The organism is Polaromonas aquatica, from assembly GCF_042659145.1.
Lineage (GTDB): Bacteria > Pseudomonadota > Gammaproteobacteria > Burkholderiales > Burkholderiaceae_C > Polaromonas > Polaromonas aquatica.
This window is the reverse complement of record NZ_JBHSRS010000002.1, coordinates 179110-197849: the sequence shown is the minus strand read 5'-3', so window position 1 is coordinate 197849 and position 18740 is coordinate 179110. Positions and strand designations below refer to the sequence as shown.

Genomic DNA, 18740 nt, shown 5'->3' with positions numbered 1-18740 from the left:
ACACCGCCGTGCCGACTCCGTCCGGAGACAAGGGTAAAACAATCAATCCTGAAGCACCAGGCGGGCAGAATCTGTCGGCCATGCCTTTTGGGGTGAGCTGCCCGTCCAGGCAGTTTCTGCAAGCCCAGCCCTGGTTTCGCCACTTGTCCGGAGAAACCCAGGCCAGCGTGTCCGAAAGTGTTGTCACCCGGACCGCAAAAAAGGGCGACATCCTGCTGCATGCAGGCGACGAGGTGCATGGCTGGTACGCCGTGCTCTCGGGACTGGTCAAGCTGCAAAGCGGCTCCCCCAAAGGACGGGTATCTGCGTTTCTGGGGGTGCCCGATGGCGAGTGGTTTGGTGAAGGCTCGACCCTGAAGTCAGAGCCGCGGCGCTACGATGTGATCGCGCTGCGTGACACACTGTGGCTTTGCCTTCCGCGTATCCAGTTCAATGCGCTGCTGGCCGATAGCCTGCCGTTTAACCACTTCCTCGTCGCGCACCTGAACCGGCGCCTCGGCCAGGCCATGACCATCATTGAAGCCGGTCGCCTGCGCGCACCCGAGCAGAGGGTGGCCCTCTACCTGAGCCGTGTGTTCTGGCAAGGCCGTCGCAAGCTGACGCTCTCACAGGAAGAACTGGGGCACCTGGTGGGCCTGTCGCGGCAAACGGTGAACAAAGCACTCAAGTCGATGGAGCAGCAAGGCCTGGTATCCCTGACATTTGGCCGCGTGACTGTATTGGATGAGCATGCCTTGACTGCCCATGCCATCCCGCCCGAGGCTTAGGACCTTATTTTTTATCCGGCAACACCCGCCATCCGGAAACTGCTTCGTTTTATCCCCACAGGGGCGGGGCTACTGACGGCATATGACAATAAGGGCATGAACCCAGTCACTGACGAGCAGCCTGCCGACCCTACAAGCCTGAAATGGGCTAACCACTTTGTCAGCCTGGGGCCGGATTTTTACACCGAACTGCAGCCCAGCCCCCTGCCCTCGGCTTATTGGATCAGCCGCAACCTTGGTCTTGCCCGCGAGCTGGGACTGGAGCAAAACTGGTTTGAATCTCAGGCTGCGCTGGAGCTTTTCACCGGGAACCGTGTGGCCGATGGCTCACTGCCGCTGGCCAGTGTTTACAGCGGCCACCAGTTCGGCCAATGGGCCGGCCAGTTGGGTGACGGGCGCGCCATACTGCTTGGTGCGCTGGAAACCTCCAGCGGGTCACAGGAAATACAACTCAAGGGCGCGGGCCGCACGCCCTACTCCCGCATGGGAGATGGCCGCGCCGTGCTGCGCAGCTCGATACGGGAATACCTGTGCTCGGAAGCCATGCAGGGCCTGGGTATCCCCACCACGCGGGCCCTGTGCGTCACCGGTTCGGACGCCAAGGTACGCCGCGAAGAGATCGAAACCGCTGCGGTCGTGACCCGAGCGGCGCCCAGTTTCATACGTTTCGGACATTTTGAGCACTTCAGCTACACCGACCAGCATGCCCAGCTGAAAACACTGGCCGACTATGTCATTGAGCGTTTTTATCCGGCCTGCCGTGAAGCGGCGCAACCTTATGCAGCACTGCTTGAAGCCGTCAGCGAGCGCACTGCACATCTGATGGCGGCCTGGCAGGCAACAGGCTTTTGCCACGGTGTGATGAACACCGACAACATGAGCATCCTGGGCCTGACCATTGACTATGGCCCTTTCCAGTTCCTGGATGCATTTGATCCCGCACATATCTGCAACCATTCGGATACGCAGGGGCGCTACGCTTACAACAAGCAGCCGAACATCGCGTACTGGAACCTGTTTTGCCTGGGCCAGGCCTTGCTTCCCCTGATGGAGACCCAGGACCAGGCTCTGGCTGCACTGGAGTCCTACAAAACCGTGTTTCCCGAGGCGCTGCAAGCCCGGATGCGCGCCAAGCTGGGGTTGCCGGATACCCAGCCCGAAGATACGGCATTGGTGGAAAACACCTTCAGGTTGCTGGCCGCCAACAAGGTGGACTACACCATCTTCTGGCGCCGCTTGTGCACTTTTACGCCGCAAAGCGGGCACGAAGCCGTGCGCGACCTGTTCTTTGACCGGGAATCCTTCAACGCCTGGGCGCTACAGTATTCGGAGCGCATTGCGCGCGTCGATATTGGGCTGCGGGCCGATTTGATGCTTAAAAACAACCCGAAATTCGTGTTGCGCAACCATTTGGGCGAAGAGGCCATACGCGCGGCGAAACTAAAGGACTTTTCCGGGGTCGATACCTTGTTGACCCTGCTGCAATCCCCATTTGACGAACATCCTGGCCACGACAGTTTTGCCGGCTTTCCACCGGACTGGGCCGCCTCCATTGAAATCAGCTGCAGTTCGTAACCCTCCGCGTAACCTTTCATACAGGACACCCTGGCCATGACCCAGAAAATCGAAAAAACCGATGCCGAATGGAAAGCCCTGCTGGCTGAAAAAGGCGCTGAACCCGTTGCCTTTGAGGTCACCCGCCACGCAGCCACTGAACGGCCATTTACCGGGAAATACGAGTCCGTCTGGGCGGACGGCAGCTACCACTGCATATGTTGCGGCGCCAAGCTTTTTAACTCTGATACAAAATTTGACGCTGGTTGCGGCTGGCCGAGTTTCTCGGAGGAGGCTGTCCCCGGTGCCATTGAAGAACATACGGACCACAAGTTCGGCATGACGCGCACCGAGACCGTCTGCGCCAGTTGCGGCGCACACCTGGGTCATGTCTTTCCCGATGGCCCCACTGAAACCGGCCTGCGTTACTGCATGAACTCGGCCTCACTGGATTTCAAGAAATCCCCATGACCGTTGACTCTGTTCGCCCTGAGCCTGAAGAACGGCTCAACCCGAAGGGTCTGGAACATTTCCCGCCATCAAGCTACCCGCGATAATCCCTTCATGAAAATTCTTCTCGATTTCCTGCCAATTGCCCTGTTTTTCGGCATGTTCAAGTACGCCGAAGGCCACAAGGAGTGGGCCGCCAGCACGGCCACCGAATGGCTTGGTTTTATGGTGTCCGGCGGTGTTGTCGGGCCTGCGGAAGCCCCGGTACTGCTGGCCACCGTTGTGGTGATCCTGGCCACCTTCGCGCAAATCCTCTGGCTCAAGGCGCGCGGCAAAAAAGTCGACACCATGCTCTGGGTCAGCCTGGGGCTGGTCACGGCGCTGGGTGGTGCCACCATCTACTTTCACAGCGAGAGTTTCATCAAATGGAAGCCGACCGTGCTGTACTGGGTGATGGGCGGCGCCTTGCTGTTTGGCCAACTCATCTTCAAAAAGAACGGCATCAAGTCATTGATGGGCTCACAAATGAACCTGCCGGACCCCATCTGGCGGGTAGTGAATTTCAGCTGGGTCGGTTTTTTCGCCGTGATGGGCGTTCTGAACCTGTGGGTGGCATTCAACTTCCCCACCAGCACCTGGGTCAATTTCAAGCTGTTTGGCGGGATGGGCCTGATGATCGTGTTTGTGCTGGCCCAGGCGGTGTACCTGAACAAGTACATCAAACAGGGCCCAACACCATGAGCACGGTACTGCCGATACATGTACGGGCGCTGGAAGAGCAGCTCCTGGCGCAGCTCCATCCAACACAGCTGGAAGTTCTGGACGAAAGTGCTGCCCACGCAGGGCACGCTGGCGCCAACGCAGAGGGTTTTGGTACCCACTTTCGCATTCGCATTGCCAGCCCCGCATTTACAGGCAAGAGCCGCGTGGCGCGCCACCGGCTTGTGTATGATGCACTGCAAAATTTCATCGATCAGGGCCTGCACGCGCTGGCTATCGAAATCATTGAAACGCCGGCATAAATAATCATCTCAACAGGACAACACAGGACATTTATGAAGAAGCAATTTTTATTGGCAACGGCTGCTGCGGCCCTGATGGCATTGGGCGCGCAAGGCGCTTTTGCCCAGAACGTCGCCATCGTGAATGGCAAGGCTGTTCCCAAAGCCCGTCTTGACACACTGGCTCAGCAAGTGGCCAAGTCGGGACGCCCCGTGACACCGGAGATCCAGGACCAGCTGCGCGAAGAAGTCATCGCCCGCGAAATTTTCATGCAGGAAGCCGAAAAACAGGGCCTGTCCACCAGCGAAGACTACAAGGCACAGATGGAGCTGGCACGCCAGACCATCCTGATCCGCGCGCTGTTCGCCGACTACCAGAAGAAAAACCCGGTCACCGATGCGGAGCTGAAAGCCGAGTACGACAAGTTTGCAGCAGCCAACGGCGGCAAGGAATACAAGGCCAGGCACATCCTGGTTGAAAAGGAAGCCGACGCCAAAGCCATCATCGCCAGCCTGAAAAAAGGCGCGAAATTTGAAGACATCGCCAAGAAGCAGTCAAAAGACCCCGGCTCAGGCGCCAACGGCGGCGACCTCGACTGGGCCAACCCCAGCAGTTATGTGGCAGAGTTCACCGAAGCCATGCTCAAGCTGGGCAAGGGCCAGATGACCGACACGCCCGTCAAGACCCAGTTTGGTTACCACATCATTCGTGTGGACGACATTCGCACAGCCCAGTTGCCACCGTTTGAAGAACTCAAGCCACAGATTGCACAGCAACTGGAGCAGCAAAAACTCGCGACCTTTCAGCAAGGGCTGCGCGACAAGGCAAAAATCGAATAGCGCAAGCTTGTCCAGACCTGAAAAACGCGGCTTCGTCCGCGTTTTTTTATGCGCCCGATATGTCGCAAAGAGCATTTTGGCCAGCACTTTTGCACCAGAAACTTACTGAAATACCTGTATCACGGGGTAATTACCCCCTGAATGTATTGGGTCAAGCCAGATAGCATCAACAACCAATAGCAGCATGGCCGCTCGATATGGTCGCTCTATTGTCGACTCTGTAATAGTTATTCAAACAGAAGGAGTTGAGCGATGAAAACAAAGTATTTTTTGTTGGCTGGCGTATTGCTCATCACCGCGGCAGTACCCGCGCTGGCGCAGCAAAATACAATCAGGTTTGGCGTCACAAACATACAGCCGCATTCCAGTGCAGGCGATTTTTCGGGTAACGGCCCGGCAGCCTTCACGCCGCCAGGTTCAAGCCTTTACGTGCGTGACAAGGCAACCGCCTTTTTCTCCTATTCCCCGAAATAAATGACAACTGGGATGTCGAACTGGCTCTGGGCGTGCCGCCTACCCATGACGTCATATTGAAGGTCAATACAGCCAACCCTGCACTCAATGCGGCCTTTAACGGCCAAAAGGGAGCGACCGTCCAGCAGATCGCCCCAACACTGTTCGCAAACTACAAATTCCTGGAAAAATCCAGCGCCTTCCGGCCATTTGTGGGTGTTGGTATCAATTACACCAGGTTCGGCCAGTACAACGTGACAGACGCAGGAAATCAGCTGAACTGCGGTGGTGGTGCAATTCCAGGCTGCGGTCCTTCAAGCCTTTCAATGAGCGACTCCTGGGGACTGGCCCTGCAAGCCGGTGCGACATATAAGTTCACCAAAGAATGGTCAATGACAGTGTCAGTAGCAACCGCCCAGGTCAAGTCGACAATCACGACCAACACGCCTACGGCGGTTGGCAATATCCAGCGCAATGCCGACATCAAATTCAACCCGGTGGCGTTGACAATTGCGGCTGGCTATTCTTTTTAAATACCGCCAGACTACCGAATCAGCCTGGTTTGAAGATGATCCGGGCATCTTTGCCCGGATCATTCTTGCTTCCGTATCCGGCAGGGGAAGCTGTTGCCTTCCAGGAGAAGGCCGGCCAACGACCCGGCAATGGCTTTTAGTCCACCCAGCGCCGCGCGTTGTGCCAGAGCTGCATCCATGGGCTGAGCTGGCCGGCATCACCCGAAGTCCAGCTCATCTGGATATTGCGGAACACGCGCTCCGGGTGCGGCATCATGGCCGTGAAACGCCCGTCCGCTGTCGTTACAGCCGTCAGGCCACCGGCGCTGCCGTTTGGATTGGCGGGATACGCCTCCGTGGGCTGGCCGTGGTTGTCTGTGAACCGCATGGCGGCAATGGCTTTGGAGGCATCGCCACGGTGCGCAAAATTGGCATAGCCCTCGCCATGCGCCACGGCAATCGGCAGGCGGCTGCCGGCCATGCCTGCAAAGAACAGGCTGGGTGATTCCAGCACTTCAACCTGGCTCAGGCGGGCTTCAAAACGCTCGCTGCGGTTGGTGGTGAAGCGCGGCCAGGCTTCTGCGCCCGGAATGATGTCGGCCAGCTCGGCAAACATCTGGCAGCCATTGCAGACACCCAGGCCAAACGTATCCTGCCGGCCGAAGAAGGCCTTGAACTGCGCGGACAGCACCGGGTTGAAGGTGATGGAACGCGCCCAGCCTATGCCGGCGCCCAGTGTGTCGCCGTAGCTGAAGCCGCCGCAAGCCACCACGCCCTTGAAATCGGCCAGTTGCGCACGGCCGGTCTGCAAGTCGGTCATGTGCACGTCTATGGCTTCAAAACCGGCCTGCGTGAAGGCGTAAGCCATCTCCACATGCGAATTGACGCCCTGCTCGCGCAGCACTGCCACCCTGGGGCGCGACAGGTTCAATGAAGGCGCCTCGGGTGCTTTGTTCGGCTCAAACGTCAGGTGCACATGCAGGCCGGGATTGGACGGATCGCCTGCGGACGCATGCTCGGCATCCGCGCCTTGCGGGTTATCGCGCTGCTGGTTGATCTTCCAGCTGACCGAGTCCCACACCTGGTGCAAATCCTGCAGCGGTGCCTTGAACACCGCTTTGGTGTCACGCCAGACCTGGACTTCGCCCTTGCCGACTTCCAGCGCGGCGTGTTGCGGCCGGGTTTTGCCGACGAAATGGCTGAACTTTGACAGGCCGTGTTCACGCAGGGTTTGCATGACCTCGTTGCGCACATCCGTGTTCACCTGGATCACCGCGCCCAGTTCCTCATTGAACAGGGCTTTCAGCGTGAGCTCATCACGGCGTGCGCCAACCTGTGATGCCCAGTTCTTGCTGTCGCCACTGTCCATGCGGCTGTCGCTGATGCCGTCGCCTTCGAGCAGCAGTATGTCCACATTGAGCGAAACACCGACATTGCCGGCAAAAGCCATTTCGCAGACGCTGGCGAACAGGCCGCCGTCGCTGCGGTCGTGGTAGGCCATGATGCGGCCCTGCGCACGCAGCTGGTTGATGGCATTAACCAGGTTGACCAGGTCTTTGGCATCGTCCAGGTCGGGCACGGCACCATCTTCAAGTCCCAGGCTTTGCGCCAGGATGGAACCACCCATGCGGTTCTGGCCCTTGCCCAGGTCGATCAGGATCAGCGTGGTGTCGGCTTCAAGCGCATTGAGTTGCGGCGTGAGCGTGCCGCGCACATCGGCCAGCGTGGCGAAGGCGCTGACGATCAGCGAGACAGGCGAGGTGACCTTTTTGCCGACCTTGTCGTCCGTCCAGACGGTGCGCATGGACAGCGAATCCTTGCCGACCGGAATCGACACGCCCAGTGCCGGGCACAATTCCATGCCCACAGCCTTGACGGTTTCGTAAAGTGCTGCATCCTGCCCAGGCTCGCCGCAGGCGGCCATCCAGTTGGCAGACAGCTTGACGCGCGGCAGCTCGATAGGCGCTGCCAGCAGGTTGGTGATGGCTTCCGCCACCGCCATACGGCCAGAGGCGGCGGCATTGACGGTTGCCAGCGGTGTGCGTTCACCCATGCTCATGGCTTCGCCGGCAAAACCCCGGTAGTCGGCCAGCGTGACGGCGCAATCGGCCACCGGAACCTGCCAGGGGCCAACCATCTGGTCGCGGTGCGTCAGGCCGCCCACGGTGCGGTCGCCGATCGTGATCAGGAAGCGTTTGGATGCCACCGTCGGGTGGCTCAGCACGGCGATCGCACTTTTCTGCAGGTCCACACCGGTCAGGTCTATGGGCTTGATGCTGTGCGCCACGCTTTTCACGTCGCGATGCATTTTGGGCGGCTTGCCCAATAAAACATTCATCGGCATATCCACTGGCGGGGCGGTATCGCCATCTGCCAGCACCAGCTGTTTGTCTTCAGTCGCGGTACCAATCACCGCAAACGGGCAGCGCTCGCGCTCGCAAAAGGCCTGGAACTGCGCCAGCGACTCAGGCGCAATCGCCATGACATAGCGCTCCTGACTCTCATTGCTCCAGATTTCCTTGGGCGACAGGCCGCTTTCTTCAAGCTGCACGGCACGCAAGTCAAATTTTGCGCCCCGCCCTGCGTCATTGACGAGCTCGGGGAAGGCGTTGGACAGCCCGCCGGCACCCACGTCGTGGATTGCCAGAATGGGGTTGGCCGCGCCCAGTTGGGCGCACTGGTTGATGACTTCCTGCGCACGGCGTTCAATCTCGGGATTGCCGCGCTGCACCGAGTCAAAGTCCAGGCTGGCCGCATTGGTACCCGAGGCCATGGAACTGGCAGCGCTGCCGCCCATGCCTATGCGCATGCCGGGGCCGCCCAGCTGTATCAGCAGGGTGCCGGCCGGGAAAAGGATTTTTTTGGTCAGGCCCGCGTCAATCGTGCCGACGCCGCCGGCGATCATGATGGGCTTGTGGTAACCCCAGCGCTGGCCGCCCACGGTTTGCTCGTATTCGCGGAAGTAGCCGGACAGGTTGGGCCGGCCGAATTCATTGTTGAAGGCCGCGCCGCCCAAGGGGCCCTCGGTCATGATCTGCAGCGGGCTGGCGATGTGTTCAGGTTTGCCGTAGTCGCCATCAAACAGCTTTGAAACGGTAAAGCCCGTCAGACCGGCCTTGGGCCTGGAGCCGCGTCCGGTAGCGCCCTCATCGCGGATTTCACCGCCTGCGCCTGTGGATGCACCCGGGAACGGGGAAATCGCCGTGGGATGGTTGTGCGTCTCTACCTTCATCAGCACATGCGTCAGCACGTCGTCGGAGGCGCTATAACTTTGATAGCTGGTTGCGCTTGCATCACGGGGGGCAGAGGTCGATTTGGCGTAAAAACGCTGGATTTTGGCGCCTTCCATGACCGAAGCGTTGTCCGAATAGGCCACCACGGTGTGCTGCGGATGCAGCTTTTCGGTGTTGCGGATCATGGCAAACAGGCTCTTGTCCTGCGGCACGCCGTCAATCGTGAAGTCGGCGTTGAAGATCTTGTGGCGGCAATGCTCGCTGTTGGCCTGCGCAAACATCATCAGCTCGACGTCGGTCGGGTTGCGCTTGAGCTGGGTGAAGGCATTGACCAGGTAGTCGATCTCGTCCACGGCCAGCGCCAGGCCGAATTCGCTGTTGGCGGCTTCCAGCGCCGCCTTGCCGCCGGCCAGTACATCAATGGTTTGCAAGGGGGCGGCATGCAGTTCTGTGAAAAGGCCTGCGGCCTCGGCACGGTCAGGCATCACGCTTTCGGTCATGCGGTCATGCAGCAGCGCCGCAACCTGCTCGCGCTGGCCGTCTGTCAGGGCGGCCTTGCCCAGCAGTTGGGATTTGAACGTGAGCTGGAACTCCGTGATGCGTTCTATGCGCCTGATGGACAGGCCGCAATTGCGGGCAATGTCCGTGGCCTTGGAAGCCCAGGGCGAAACCGTGCCGAAGCGCGGCGTCACGACAAAGATCGAGCCAGCGACGGGGCTGGCAAGGGCCGCAGGGGCCGGCTCGCCATAATTCAGCAGGGCTGCCAGCTGGGTCTTTTCAGCCTCTGTCGGCAAGGTGTCGGTCGCCACCAGGTGCACAAAACGTGCATGGATGCCCACAATTTTCTCGTGGATGGCTTGCAGGCGCGGGAGGAGTTGCTGGACGCGGAAATCGCTCAGGGCATTGATGCCCTCGGGCACGCCCTCAAAAGTCGTCAGGTGCAGGGTCACGGTAGCGGTGGCCTTGTGGTTGTGGCGGGCAGCCGGGAAGCCGCCCAAAGGTGGTTGGCACGCCCTCAAACCTGCGCCAGGTCCGGGGTTCGCGTTAACCCTGAATTTTACCCGTTCCGATAAGCCCCCACGCTTTTCACTGCGTGTCATGCGCTGCCCCCGAGGGGGCTGGCCTTGCTTGGGGCGGCCCTGCGCTGCGGCCGGCGCCCCACGCCTTTCACCGCGTGTAATGCGCGGTCCACTGCAGCACCAGCCTGGTGCAAAGCATGACGCCTGCAATGGCTTGGTTGCGGTGGGATAATCAGCCCATGAGTATTACCTACAAAGATGCAGCCGGCATAGAAGGCATGCGGGTCGCCTGCAAACTGGCATCCGAGGTGCTGGATTACCTCACGCCTTTCGTCAAGGCAGGTGTCACCACCAAAGAGATCGACAAGCTCGCCAACGATTACATGGTGAATGTGCAGGGCACGGTTTCGGCCACGCTGGGCTACCAGCCGCCAGGTTACCCGCCCTACCCCGCGTCGCTGTGCACCTCGCTGAACCACGTGGTCTGCCACGGCATCCCCAACGACAAGCCGCTGAAAAAAGGCGACATCATGAACATCGATGTCACCGTCATCACCAAGGACGGCTGGTTTGGCGACAACAGCCGCATGTACCTGATCGGCGACGTATCGATTGCAGCCAAACGCCTGTGCAAGGTGACGTTTGAAGCCATGTGGCACGGCATCATGCGCGTCAAGCCCGGAGCCCGCCTTGGCGATATCGGCCATGCCATCCAGACCTTCGCGGAAAGCCAGGGTTTTACGGTTGTGCGCGAGTTCTGTGGCCATGGCATAGGCAAAAAATTCCATGAAGAACCCCAGGTGCTGCATTACGGCCGTCCCGGCACGCTGGAAGAACTCAAGCCCGGCATGACCTTCACGATAGAACCCATGATCAACGCCGGCAAGCGCGACATCAAGGACGGCCCGGAAAAAGACGGCTGGACCATCGTGACACGCGACCATTCGCTGACGGCGCAATGGGAACACACGATCCTGGTGACTGAAACCGGCTACGAAGTCCTGACCCTGTCGGCAGGCAGCCCGCCGGCACCGGACTTCGTGAAAGCCCAGCAGGTTCCGCAAGCGGCCTGATCCAGAGCCCGAACAACGCGCTCCATGCTTGAGTTGTCCCAGGTACGCGAGCAATACCGCAACGGCAAAACTGCTCTTTTTGAGTCACTGGCCGCCAGCGGCTCGTCCAGCCGCGGCATCCACGGCCTGTTGCAGAAACTGGCCAGGCACACCGATGTCACCCTGCAACTGCTGTGGCAGATCGCTGATTTTCCGGAGGCGGCCTGCCTGGTTGCCGCAGGCGGTTACGGCCGGGGCGAACTGTTTCCCCATTCCGATGTGGACGTGCTGCTGCTCCTGCCCGACGACGCGCAGGTAGACCAGGACCCAGCTCTCAAGGCAAAAGTAGAGAGTTTTATAAGCAACTGCTGGGACAGTGGCCTGGAGATAGGCTCCAGCGTGCGCACAGTGGCCGACTGCGTGGAAGAAGCTGCAAAGGACGTCACGGTCCAGACATCCCTGCTTGAAGCGCGGCTGGTAGCGGGCCACAAAAGGAACTTTGCGCGCCTGCAGACAGAACTCGATGCCGTGCTGGACCCCAAGGCATTTTTTGTCGCCAAAACGCTGGAATTGCGCCAGCGCCACAACAAGTTCGAAAACACACCCTATTCCCTGGAACCCAACTGCAAGGAATCTCCCGGCGGCCTGCGCGACCTGCAGGTGGTGCTTTGGGTTGCCCGCGCTGCCGGCCTCGGCAAATCATGGGATGACCTGGCCAGGAGCGGCCTGGCGACAGCTTTTGAAGTACGGCAAATCAAGGCCAACGAGGCGCTGCTCAGCCTGATACGGGCGCGCCTGCACATTATTTCGGGACGCCGTGAAGACCGGCTTGTTTTTGACCTGCAGACGGCTGTTGCCGAGTCGTTCGGGTACAAGGCAGAAGCCGAAGACGGCAGCAAGCTCCCGCGCCGGGCCAGCGAGGCGCTGATGCGCCGTTACTACTGGGCGGCGAAGGCGGTATCACAGCTGAACCAGATCCTGCTGCTCAACATTGAGGAGCGGCTGAACCCCAGTACCTACCCGCCTCTTGTCATCAATGAACGTTTCTCAGACAAGGCCGGCATGCTGGAGGTCGCCAGCGATGACCTGTATGTGCGCGAGCCGCATGCAGTTCTTGAGACTTTCCTGCTCTACGAGACAACCGTCGGTATCAAGGGCCTGTCGGCACGCACGCTGCGCGCACTCTACAACGCCCGGGGCGTGATGAACGCCAAATTCCGCAGCGACCCCGTCAACCGCGACATCTTCAGGAAAATCCTGCAGCAACCCGAAGGCATCACGCATGCCATGCGGCTGATGAACCAGACCTCGGTGCTCGGGCGTTACCTCTGGGTGTTCAGGAAGATCGTCGGGCAGATGCAGCACGACCTGTTTCATGTCTACACGGTGGACCAGCACATCCTGATGGTGCTGCGCAATGTACGCCGTTTTTTCATGGCGGAGCATTCGCACGAATACCCGATGTGTTCGCAGCTCGCCGCCGGCTGGGACAAGCCCTGGATCCTCTACATCGCAGCCCTGTTCCACGACATTGCCAAGGGGCGCGGTGGCGACCATTCCGACCTGGGGCGCAAGGACGTGCGAACGTTTTGCCGCCAGCATGGCATCGCCACGGAAGATGCAAAACTGGCGGAATTCCTGGTGGGCGAACACTTGAGCATGAGCCGCATTGCCCAGAAAGAAGACCTCAGCGATCCTGAAGTCATCGCCGCATTTGCAAAGCGCGTGGGCAACGAGCGTTACCTCACGGCCCTGTATTTGCTGACGGTCGCCGACATCCGCGGCACCAGTCCCAAGGTCTGGAACGCATGGAAAGGCAAGCTGCTGGAAGACCTCTACCGCTACACCTTGCGCGTGCTTGGCGGCCGGGCCCCGGATGCGGATGCGGAGGTCGAATCGCGCAAGCGCGAAGCCCTGACCACACTGGCCCTGCATGCCGAGCCGTTCGAGGGGCACAAGGCGCTGTGGGACACGCTGGACGTCAGTTATTTCATGCGCCACGACGCCTCCGACATTGCCTGGCACGCACGGCAGTTGTCGCGCCACGTAGGCAAGGCCAGGGCGATTGTCCGGGCGCGTCGCTCATCGGCGGGCGAAGGCATGCAGGTGCTGGTCTACACGCCCGATGCACCGGACCTTTTTGCACGTATCTGCGGCTACTTTGACCAGGCCGGTTTCAGCATCCTGGACGCCAAGGTCCATACCGCCAAAAACGGCTACGCACTGGATACCTTCCAGGTCGTCAACCCCGACCTGGCCGAACATTACCGTGAACTTGCCGCCATGGTCGAGGCCGACCTGGACCGCACGCTTGAGAATCCAGGCCCGCTCCCTACCCCCGGCAAAGGCCGGGTGTCCAGGCGCGTGAAAAGCTTTCCGATTGCACCGCGGGTTGACCTGCGGCCCGACGAAAAAGCCCAGCGCTGGCTGCTCAGCGTATCGGCCAGCGACCGCGCCGGCCTGTTGTATGTCATCGCTCGGGTGCTGGCCCGGCATCGCATCAACCTGCTGCTCGCCAAGGTCACAACCCTGGGTGAGCGTGTGGAAGATACCTTCCTGATCGACGGGCCGGAGCTGCAACACAACAAGGCGCAGATCGCCATCGAGACAGAACTGCTGCAGGAACTGAACGCCTGATTCCACTTCCAAATCACCCGTGCACTTTGTCGGCTTCGCCTACGCGTTCACGAATGATGTGGAAACGGAATGACCGTCTCAGTTTTGCACTTTTTGCGCTGCCGAGCTCTTGAGGTAACGCAACATTCGCCCCTTGTAGGCCCCGCCATTGCCAGGCAGCGCCGAAACACGTGTCTCCGTGTGAGAGTAGCCCAACAGCCCCATCTTGCGGTTGAAGCTTGTCCGGTTACCGCGATCGGGGTCAATGATCAGCACTTCGACATCCGGATTCGCATGCAGCTCAATAAACTGCGACAGCACCTGCGGCTGCTCGCGGTCATAGAGCACATCGCTGCCTATGATGAGGTCAAAACGCGTCAGTAGTGGATTGAGGCGCGACCAGTTACCGGCCTGGTATTTCATTGCCGGCAAGTCGTTGAGCTTGAGGTTTTCCAGCAAAAAAGCAGCGGCCAGCGGGTGGCAGTCGCTGGCAGTGATGTCGCCGCCGCGCCGGTGTATGACAAGGCTGGCCAGGGCCAGCCCGCAACCCAGTTCGAGAATGCGCTTGCCTTCCAGCTCAAAGGTCTGCATTACATTGGCCAGCACCCGGCCGGACGGCCACAACAAGCCAAAAATCGGCCAAGCGGCGGAAGAAATGCCTTCTGCTTCTGCCTCGCCCAGAGGATCGTGGAACTGCTGCCGGTCCAGCAGGGATCGCACCTGCAGGTCCCGGCCGCTGCCGCTAACCGTTTCAAACTTCAGTTGATATGCCAAGGGGGTGGACACTCATCCGCCCAGGGACCTGGCAATCCGGTCCAGGCCGGCCTGCGCGCAGGCCGCGTCTTTTTCCCCGCCCGGAGCGCCGGAGATACCGACCGCCCCCACCAGTTCCTTGCCCGCAAAAATGGGCAGGCCACCTTCGATGGTGGTGATCTTGTCCAGCTGCATGAAACCTGCGAGCCCGGGTTGTGTTCGTTTACCCATATCGGCACTCGGGCTGCGCGTGGTGAACGCCGTATAGGCCTTGCGCAGGCTGTTTTCAATGGTGTGCGGATTGACGCCGTCATCGCTTACAACCACCGCCGTACGCGCGTGGCGATTCAACACTGTGATGGTCACCTTGTAGCCATCGGCCCTGCAACGTTCCAGGCTGGTGGTTGCCAGCTCCAGGGCTGCGTTTGTCGAGATGCTGCGTTCACTGACCAGGCCGGCTGCGCCCTGCGCCATGGCGCTGCCGCCGGCCAGCATTGCGGCAATGAGGAAGGCGGTGCGTGTCTTGTTCATGCTTGTCTCCTGAGGTGGTTGTGGATGTACCGCAGGGCAGCATACGCCTAAAGGAGGCTCCCGGACTAATCGTCTTGTGCATCCAGGCCGGGAAACAACACCTCGGTAAACCCAAACTGCGTGAAGTCCCTGATCCGCATTGGATACAACTTTCCGATGAGGTGGTCACATTCATGCTGCACCACACGGGCATGAAAACCGTCTGCTGTGCGGTCTATGGGGTCGCCATATTGGTCAAAGCCGGTGTAACGAATGTGCGAAAAGCGCGGCACCATACCGCGCAAACCGGGCACCGAGAGGCAGCCTTCCCAGCCGTCTTCCTCGTCCTGGCTTGTCGGTGTGATCACGGGATTGAGCAGCACGGTGCGGGGCACCACGGGCGCATCGGGATAACGGGGATTGACCTCGTCCGTGCCAAAAATGACCAGTTGCAGGTCAACACCAATTTGCGGCGCTGCAAGACCGGCCCCATTGACGGCCCGCATGGTGTCAAACATGTCCGAAATCAGCAGGTGCAATTCGTCTGAATCAAACTCTGTGACGGGCTGGGCCACGCGCAACAGCCGCGCATCGCCCATTTTGAGGATTTCACGAATGGTCATGCAGCGATTATCGCGGCACAAGGCCAATCAAACGGTGATGGCTTAGTGCCAGCGACGATAACCCCAGCCCCGGTAGCCGTAATACGGCGCAGGCACAACCACCACCGGCCCGGGATTGACATAAACCGGCCTGGCCGGATATGCGGCATAGGGGCCCGGCTCTATCGGTGCGACCACGCAACCGGACAGCAAGGCGCTCAGGCCAGCCAGGGCAAGCAAACCGGAAAGGCGTAGGGATTTCATGAAAGGCTCCTTTGTGTGTTCAGGACCTTTCAACGTTTTAGCCTGCCGGGCGGCGTGACTTAGCGTGTGCAAACCTGCGTAACGCCATGTAATTCCATTTCCCAATCATCCGTGCGCTTTGTCGGCTTCGCTGGTCGTACGTTTGTACTGTCTGCGCTTCGCCTTCGCGTTCACGAATGATTGGGAAACGGAATAAACGGGGCTGCGAGCGACGGCTACTCTGTGGTGCTGGCGGTCCAGTAGGCCTGGCTGACCACGGCAAGGTCCGACAGGCGCTTGACCATCTGGTCCATGACCACACCGTCAACAGAGGTAGCAGCCAGGGTTGCCTGGATTTTGACGTCATCGTCGCCAAAGGCATGCACTTCCAGGTCGTGTGTGGGGTACTGCAGGTCTTCCAGCGCTTTTTCGAGGATGGCGAGCACCTCTTTTTGGCGCTCCCCGCTGGTCACCACATAAACGGTATTGGTCACCTCGGCCGACTGCACATCCAGCGGCAGGCGGTTGATCCGGTCGACGATGGGGCGCAGCAGGGTATTGGCCGCCAATACAAACACGGTCGCAATACCGGCCTGCACCACCAGGTCGGCGCCGGCACAGGCCCCCACGGCGCCGGAACACCAAAGGGTGGCGGCAGTGTTCAGGCCGCGCACATTGCCCTCCTCGCGCATGATCACGCCTGCGCCCAGAAAACCGATGCCGGATACAACATAGGCCACAACATGCGCGGCACCAGCCGAGCCTGTCAGCCGGTTCGCCATATCCACAAAAATCGCGGCACCCACAGCGACAAGCACATTGGTCCTGAGCCCCGCCGTACGCTGCCGGTACTGGCGTTCAAAACCAATCAATCCGCCAAAAACAAACGCAGCGGTCAGGCTGAGCATGGAGTCCAGTAAATCGGCGGAGTTGATACTCTGGAATGCCTGCATGTCGTTGTCCTTAAAACCAGGAAATACTCAAGCGCCGGGCGAGTCCAGCATTAAAAGCAGCGCGGCCTCGTCGATGATGGCGACACCCAGTTCCTGCGCCTTGACAAGTTTGCTGCCGGCTTCCGAGCCGGCCACCACGTAGTCGGTCTTCTTGCTGACCGAGCCGGCCACCTTGCCGCCCGCGGCCTCCACCCGTTCCTTGGCCTCGTCCCGGCTCAGGGTTGGCAAGGTGCCGGTGATGACAAAGGTTTTGCCGGAGAAAGGCTGCGGCGCACGCGCAGCAGGCTCACCCTCTTCCCAGGTCACGCCGCAGGCGCGTAATTGCTCGACCACTTCGCGGTTGTGCGGCTGGTCAAAGAAGGTGCGAAGGCTTTTCGCGACGATGGGGCCCACATCGCTGACTTCAAGCAACTGTTCTTCAGTCGCGTCCATGATGGCATCCAGCTTGCCGAAGTGGCGGGCCAGTTCCTTGGCCGTGGCTTCACCCACATGGCGTATGCCCAGGCCAAACAGGAAGCGCGGCAAGGTCGTTTGTTTGGATTTTTCCAGCGCTTCGAGCAGGTTGTTGGCCGACTTCTCGGCCATGCGCTCCAGGCTGGCCAGTGCCGTCAGGCCCAGCTTGTACAGGTCAGGCAAGGTGCGGATCACATTCGCGTCCACCAGTTGCTCAACCAGCTTGTCGCCCAGGCCTTCAACTTCAACGGCACGCCGGTGGGCAAAGTGCAGTATGGCCTCCTTGCGCTGTGCACCACAGAACAGGCCACCGGTACAACGGTAGTCGGCCTCGCCCTCTTCCCGCACGGCGGCAGAGCCACAGACAGGGCAAACACGCGGCATGGTGAATTGCGGCGCGTCGGCCACCCGTTTGTCCAGCAGCACACTGACCACCTCGGGAATCACGTCGCCAGCGCGTCGCACGATCACGGTGTCGCCGACCCGCACATCCTTGCGGCGGGCCTCGTCCTCGTTGTGCAGCGTGGCATTGGTCACCGTCACGCCGCCAACAAACACAGGCGCCAGTTTGGCCACCGGTGTCAGTTTGCCGGTGCGGCCAACCTGCACATCAATGGCCTCTACCGTCGTCAGTTGCTCCTGTGCCGGGTATTTGTGCGCCACGGCCCAGCGCGGCTCGCGCGTCACAAAACCCAGCTGCCTTTGCAGCGCCAGGCTGTTGACCTTGTAGACCACGCCATCGATGTCAAAAGGCAGGCTGTCGCGGGCGGCTCCCATGCGCTGGTGATACGCTATTAATTCAGTAGCGCCCTGCGCGCATTCCACCTGGGCCGCGACCGGAAAACCCCATGATTTCAGGGTTTGCAGCATGCCGTAATGGGTTTCAAAGCTTGGCCCGCCCTGCTCGGCCGGAGTTATTTCACCCAGGCCGTAGGCAAAAAAGCTCAGGGGGCGTTGTGCGGCAATCGCCGGGTCAAGTTGGCGCACCGCACCGGCAGCGGCGTTGCGCGGGTTGACAAAGGTTTTTTCGCCCTTGGCACCCTGGGCGATTTTTTCACGCTGCTTTTCGTTGAGCGACTCAAAATCATCGCGGCGCATGTAAACCTCGCCACGCACCTCTATAACTGGCGGAGCGTCAGCCGGCAAACGCAACGGAATCTGATTGATGGTGCGTATGTTCTGCGTCACATCCTCGCCGGTTTCACCATCGCCACGTGTGGCCGCCTGCACCAGCACGCCATGCTCGTAGCGCAGGCTCATGGCCAGGCCGTCGAACTTGAGTTCCGCCGCATATTCAACCGGCGGATCGGCTTCCGTCAAGCCTAGCTCCTTGCGCACCCGGGTGTCGAAATTCTGCGCACCCGTGGCCTCGGTATCGGTTTCGGTGCGAATGCTGAGCATGGGCACCTTGTGGCGCACGCTGGCAAACTGCGCCAGCGGCTTGCCGCCCACGCGCAGGGTGGGCGAATCCGGGCTCCGCAGCTCCGGATGCGCGGCCTCCAGCGCCTGCAGTTCCCTGAAGAGCCGGTCATATTCGGCATCGGGGATCTGCGGGTCGTCCAACACGTAATAGCGGTGGGCATGTTCGTGAAGCTGCTTCTGCAATTGGGCCACGCGCTCGGCAAGTGATGCGGACGAGCCGGAGGGTTCAGGCTGGGCAAACAAATCTAGGGTTGCCATGGCAGACACCGGAAAAAGTAAAACGGAAAAAGCAGGGGCGATTCAGGCG

Annotated in this window: 17 protein-coding genes; 10 read left to right on the top strand and 7 right to left on the bottom strand. The window is 60.2% G+C overall.

All coding sequences use genetic code 11. The annotated features are described in order from the left end of the window. Positions 1–8: 8 nt before the first annotated feature. The 8 genes from ACFQND_RS01595 (at position 9) to ACFQND_RS01560 (ending at position 5598) form a co-directional block, all read left to right on the top strand. Positions 9–767: a Crp/Fnr family transcriptional regulator gene (locus tag ACFQND_RS01595; RefSeq protein ID WP_371435544.1), complete on the top strand. Its 759-nt coding sequence runs from the start codon at positions 9–11 to the stop codon at positions 765–767. A gap of 96 nt (positions 768–863) precedes the next feature. Then, complete coding sequence (locus ACFQND_RS01590) at positions 864–2342, top strand: protein adenylyltransferase SelO (protein WP_371435543.1); 1479 nt, start codon at positions 864–866, stop codon at positions 2340–2342. Positions 2343–2378: 36 nt separating this feature from the next. Then, the gene (msrB, locus tag ACFQND_RS01585) at positions 2379–2792 is read left to right on the top strand and encodes a peptide-methionine (R)-S-oxide reductase MsrB (protein WP_371435542.1); all 414 of its coding nucleotides are present in this window, start codon (positions 2379–2381) and stop codon (positions 2790–2792) included. A gap of 93 nt (positions 2793–2885) precedes the next feature. Continuing rightward, complete coding sequence (locus ACFQND_RS01580; protein WP_371435541.1) at positions 2886–3512, top strand: septation protein A; 627 nt, start codon at positions 2886–2888, stop codon at positions 3510–3512. After that, positions 3509–3793, top strand: coding sequence for a BolA family protein (locus ACFQND_RS01575; protein WP_371435540.1), 285 nt, complete (start codon positions 3509–3511; stop codon positions 3791–3793). The genes ACFQND_RS01580 and ACFQND_RS01575 overlap by 4 nt, the downstream gene beginning before the upstream one ends. Positions 3794–3826: 33 nt before the next feature. Further along, positions 3827–4612, top strand: coding sequence for a peptidylprolyl isomerase (locus tag ACFQND_RS01570; protein WP_371435539.1), 786 nt, complete (start codon positions 3827–3829; stop codon positions 4610–4612). A 252-nt stretch (positions 4613–4864) separates the two neighbouring features. Beyond that, a complete protein-coding gene (locus ACFQND_RS01565) occupies positions 4865–5086 on the top strand; it encodes a hypothetical protein (RefSeq protein WP_371435538.1) in 222 nt (73 codons plus the stop codon). A gap of 56 nt (positions 5087–5142) precedes the next feature. Continuing rightward, positions 5143–5598, top strand: a complete 456-nt coding sequence (locus ACFQND_RS01560) for an OmpW/AlkL family protein (protein ID WP_371435537.1) — start codon at positions 5143–5145, stop codon at positions 5596–5598. Between the two features lie 136 nt (positions 5599–5734). Here ACFQND_RS01560 and purL read toward each other — a convergent pair whose 3' ends face one another. Beyond that, complete coding sequence (gene purL, locus ACFQND_RS01555; protein ID WP_371435536.1) at positions 5735–9760, bottom strand: phosphoribosylformylglycinamidine synthase; 4026 nt, start codon at positions 9758–9760, stop codon at positions 5735–5737. A gap of 308 nt (positions 9761–10068) precedes the next feature. On the opposite strand from purL, the gene map reads away from it, so the two are divergent. Then, complete coding sequence (gene map / locus ACFQND_RS01550; RefSeq protein WP_371435535.1) at positions 10069–10902, top strand: type I methionyl aminopeptidase; 834 nt, start codon at positions 10069–10071, stop codon at positions 10900–10902. 24 nt (positions 10903–10926) lie between these two features. After that, positions 10927–13518, top strand: a complete 2592-nt coding sequence (locus tag ACFQND_RS01545) for a [protein-PII] uridylyltransferase (RefSeq protein WP_371435534.1) — start codon at positions 10927–10929, stop codon at positions 13516–13518. Positions 13519–13596: 78 nt separating this feature from the next. Here ACFQND_RS01545 and ACFQND_RS01540 read toward each other — a convergent pair whose 3' ends face one another. The 6 genes from ACFQND_RS01540 to ligA form a co-directional block, all read right to left on the bottom strand. Then, entirely contained in the window at positions 13597–14271 is a 675-nt protein-coding gene (locus ACFQND_RS01540) for a class I SAM-dependent methyltransferase (RefSeq protein ID WP_371435533.1), read from the bottom strand. 12 nt (positions 14272–14283) lie between these two features. Then, on the bottom strand, positions 14284–14781 hold the full coding sequence (locus ACFQND_RS01535) for a GlcG/HbpS family heme-binding protein (RefSeq protein WP_371435532.1): 498 nt from the start codon (positions 14779–14781) through the stop codon (positions 14284–14286). 65 nt (positions 14782–14846) lie between these two features. Then, entirely contained in the window at positions 14847–15383 is a 537-nt protein-coding gene (gene def / locus ACFQND_RS01530; protein ID WP_371435531.1) for a peptide deformylase, read from the bottom strand. A gap of 42 nt (positions 15384–15425) precedes the next feature. Further along, positions 15426–15626, bottom strand: coding sequence for a hypothetical protein (locus tag ACFQND_RS01525; RefSeq protein WP_371435530.1), 201 nt, complete (start codon positions 15624–15626; stop codon positions 15426–15428). A 215-nt stretch (positions 15627–15841) separates the two neighbouring features. Beyond that, entirely contained in the window at positions 15842–16558 is a 717-nt protein-coding gene (locus ACFQND_RS01520; RefSeq protein WP_371435529.1) for an MgtC/SapB family protein, read from the bottom strand. 27 nt (positions 16559–16585) lie between these two features. Continuing rightward, positions 16586–18691 carry an NAD-dependent DNA ligase LigA gene (gene ligA, locus ACFQND_RS01515; RefSeq protein WP_371435528.1) on the bottom strand — a complete coding sequence of 702 codons (2106 nt, stop codon included), beginning with the start codon at positions 18689–18691 and terminating at the stop codon, positions 16586–16588. Positions 18692–18740: the final 49 nt, after the last annotated feature.

Coding starts and splice junctions, on each gene's coding strand:
- ACFQND_RS01565 (WP_371435538.1), top strand. CDS start 4,865: ATGAAAACAAAGTATTTTTTGTTGGCTGGCGTATTGCTCATCACCGCG.
- ACFQND_RS01520 (WP_371435529.1), bottom strand. CDS start 16,558: ATGCAGGCATTCCAGAGTATCAACTCCGCCGATTTACTGGACTCCATG.
- ACFQND_RS01535 (WP_371435532.1), bottom strand. CDS start 14,781: ATGAACAAGACACGCACCGCCTTCCTCATTGCCGCAATGCTGGCCGGC.
- msrB (WP_371435542.1), top strand. CDS start 2,379: ATGACCCAGAAAATCGAAAAAACCGATGCCGAATGGAAAGCCCTGCTG.
- ACFQND_RS01580 (WP_371435541.1), top strand. CDS start 2,886: ATGAAAATTCTTCTCGATTTCCTGCCAATTGCCCTGTTTTTCGGCATG.
- ACFQND_RS01525 (WP_371435530.1), bottom strand. CDS start 15,626: ATGAAATCCCTACGCCTTTCCGGTTTGCTTGCCCTGGCTGGCCTGAGC.
- ACFQND_RS01575 (WP_371435540.1), top strand. CDS start 3,509: ATGAGCACGGTACTGCCGATACATGTACGGGCGCTGGAAGAGCAGCTC.
- ACFQND_RS01545 (WP_371435534.1), top strand. CDS start 10,927: ATGCTTGAGTTGTCCCAGGTACGCGAGCAATACCGCAACGGCAAAACT.
- ACFQND_RS01570 (WP_371435539.1), top strand. CDS start 3,827: ATGAAGAAGCAATTTTTATTGGCAACGGCTGCTGCGGCCCTGATGGCA.
- ligA (WP_371435528.1), bottom strand. CDS start 18,691: ATGGCAACCCTAGATTTGTTTGCCCAGCCTGAACCCTCCGGCTCGTCC.
- ACFQND_RS01590 (WP_371435543.1), top strand. CDS start 864: ATGAACCCAGTCACTGACGAGCAGCCTGCCGACCCTACAAGCCTGAAA.
- map (WP_371435535.1), top strand. CDS start 10,069: ATGAGTATTACCTACAAAGATGCAGCCGGCATAGAAGGCATGCGGGTC.
- def (WP_371435531.1), bottom strand. CDS start 15,383: ATGACCATTCGTGAAATCCTCAAAATGGGCGATGCGCGGCTGTTGCGC.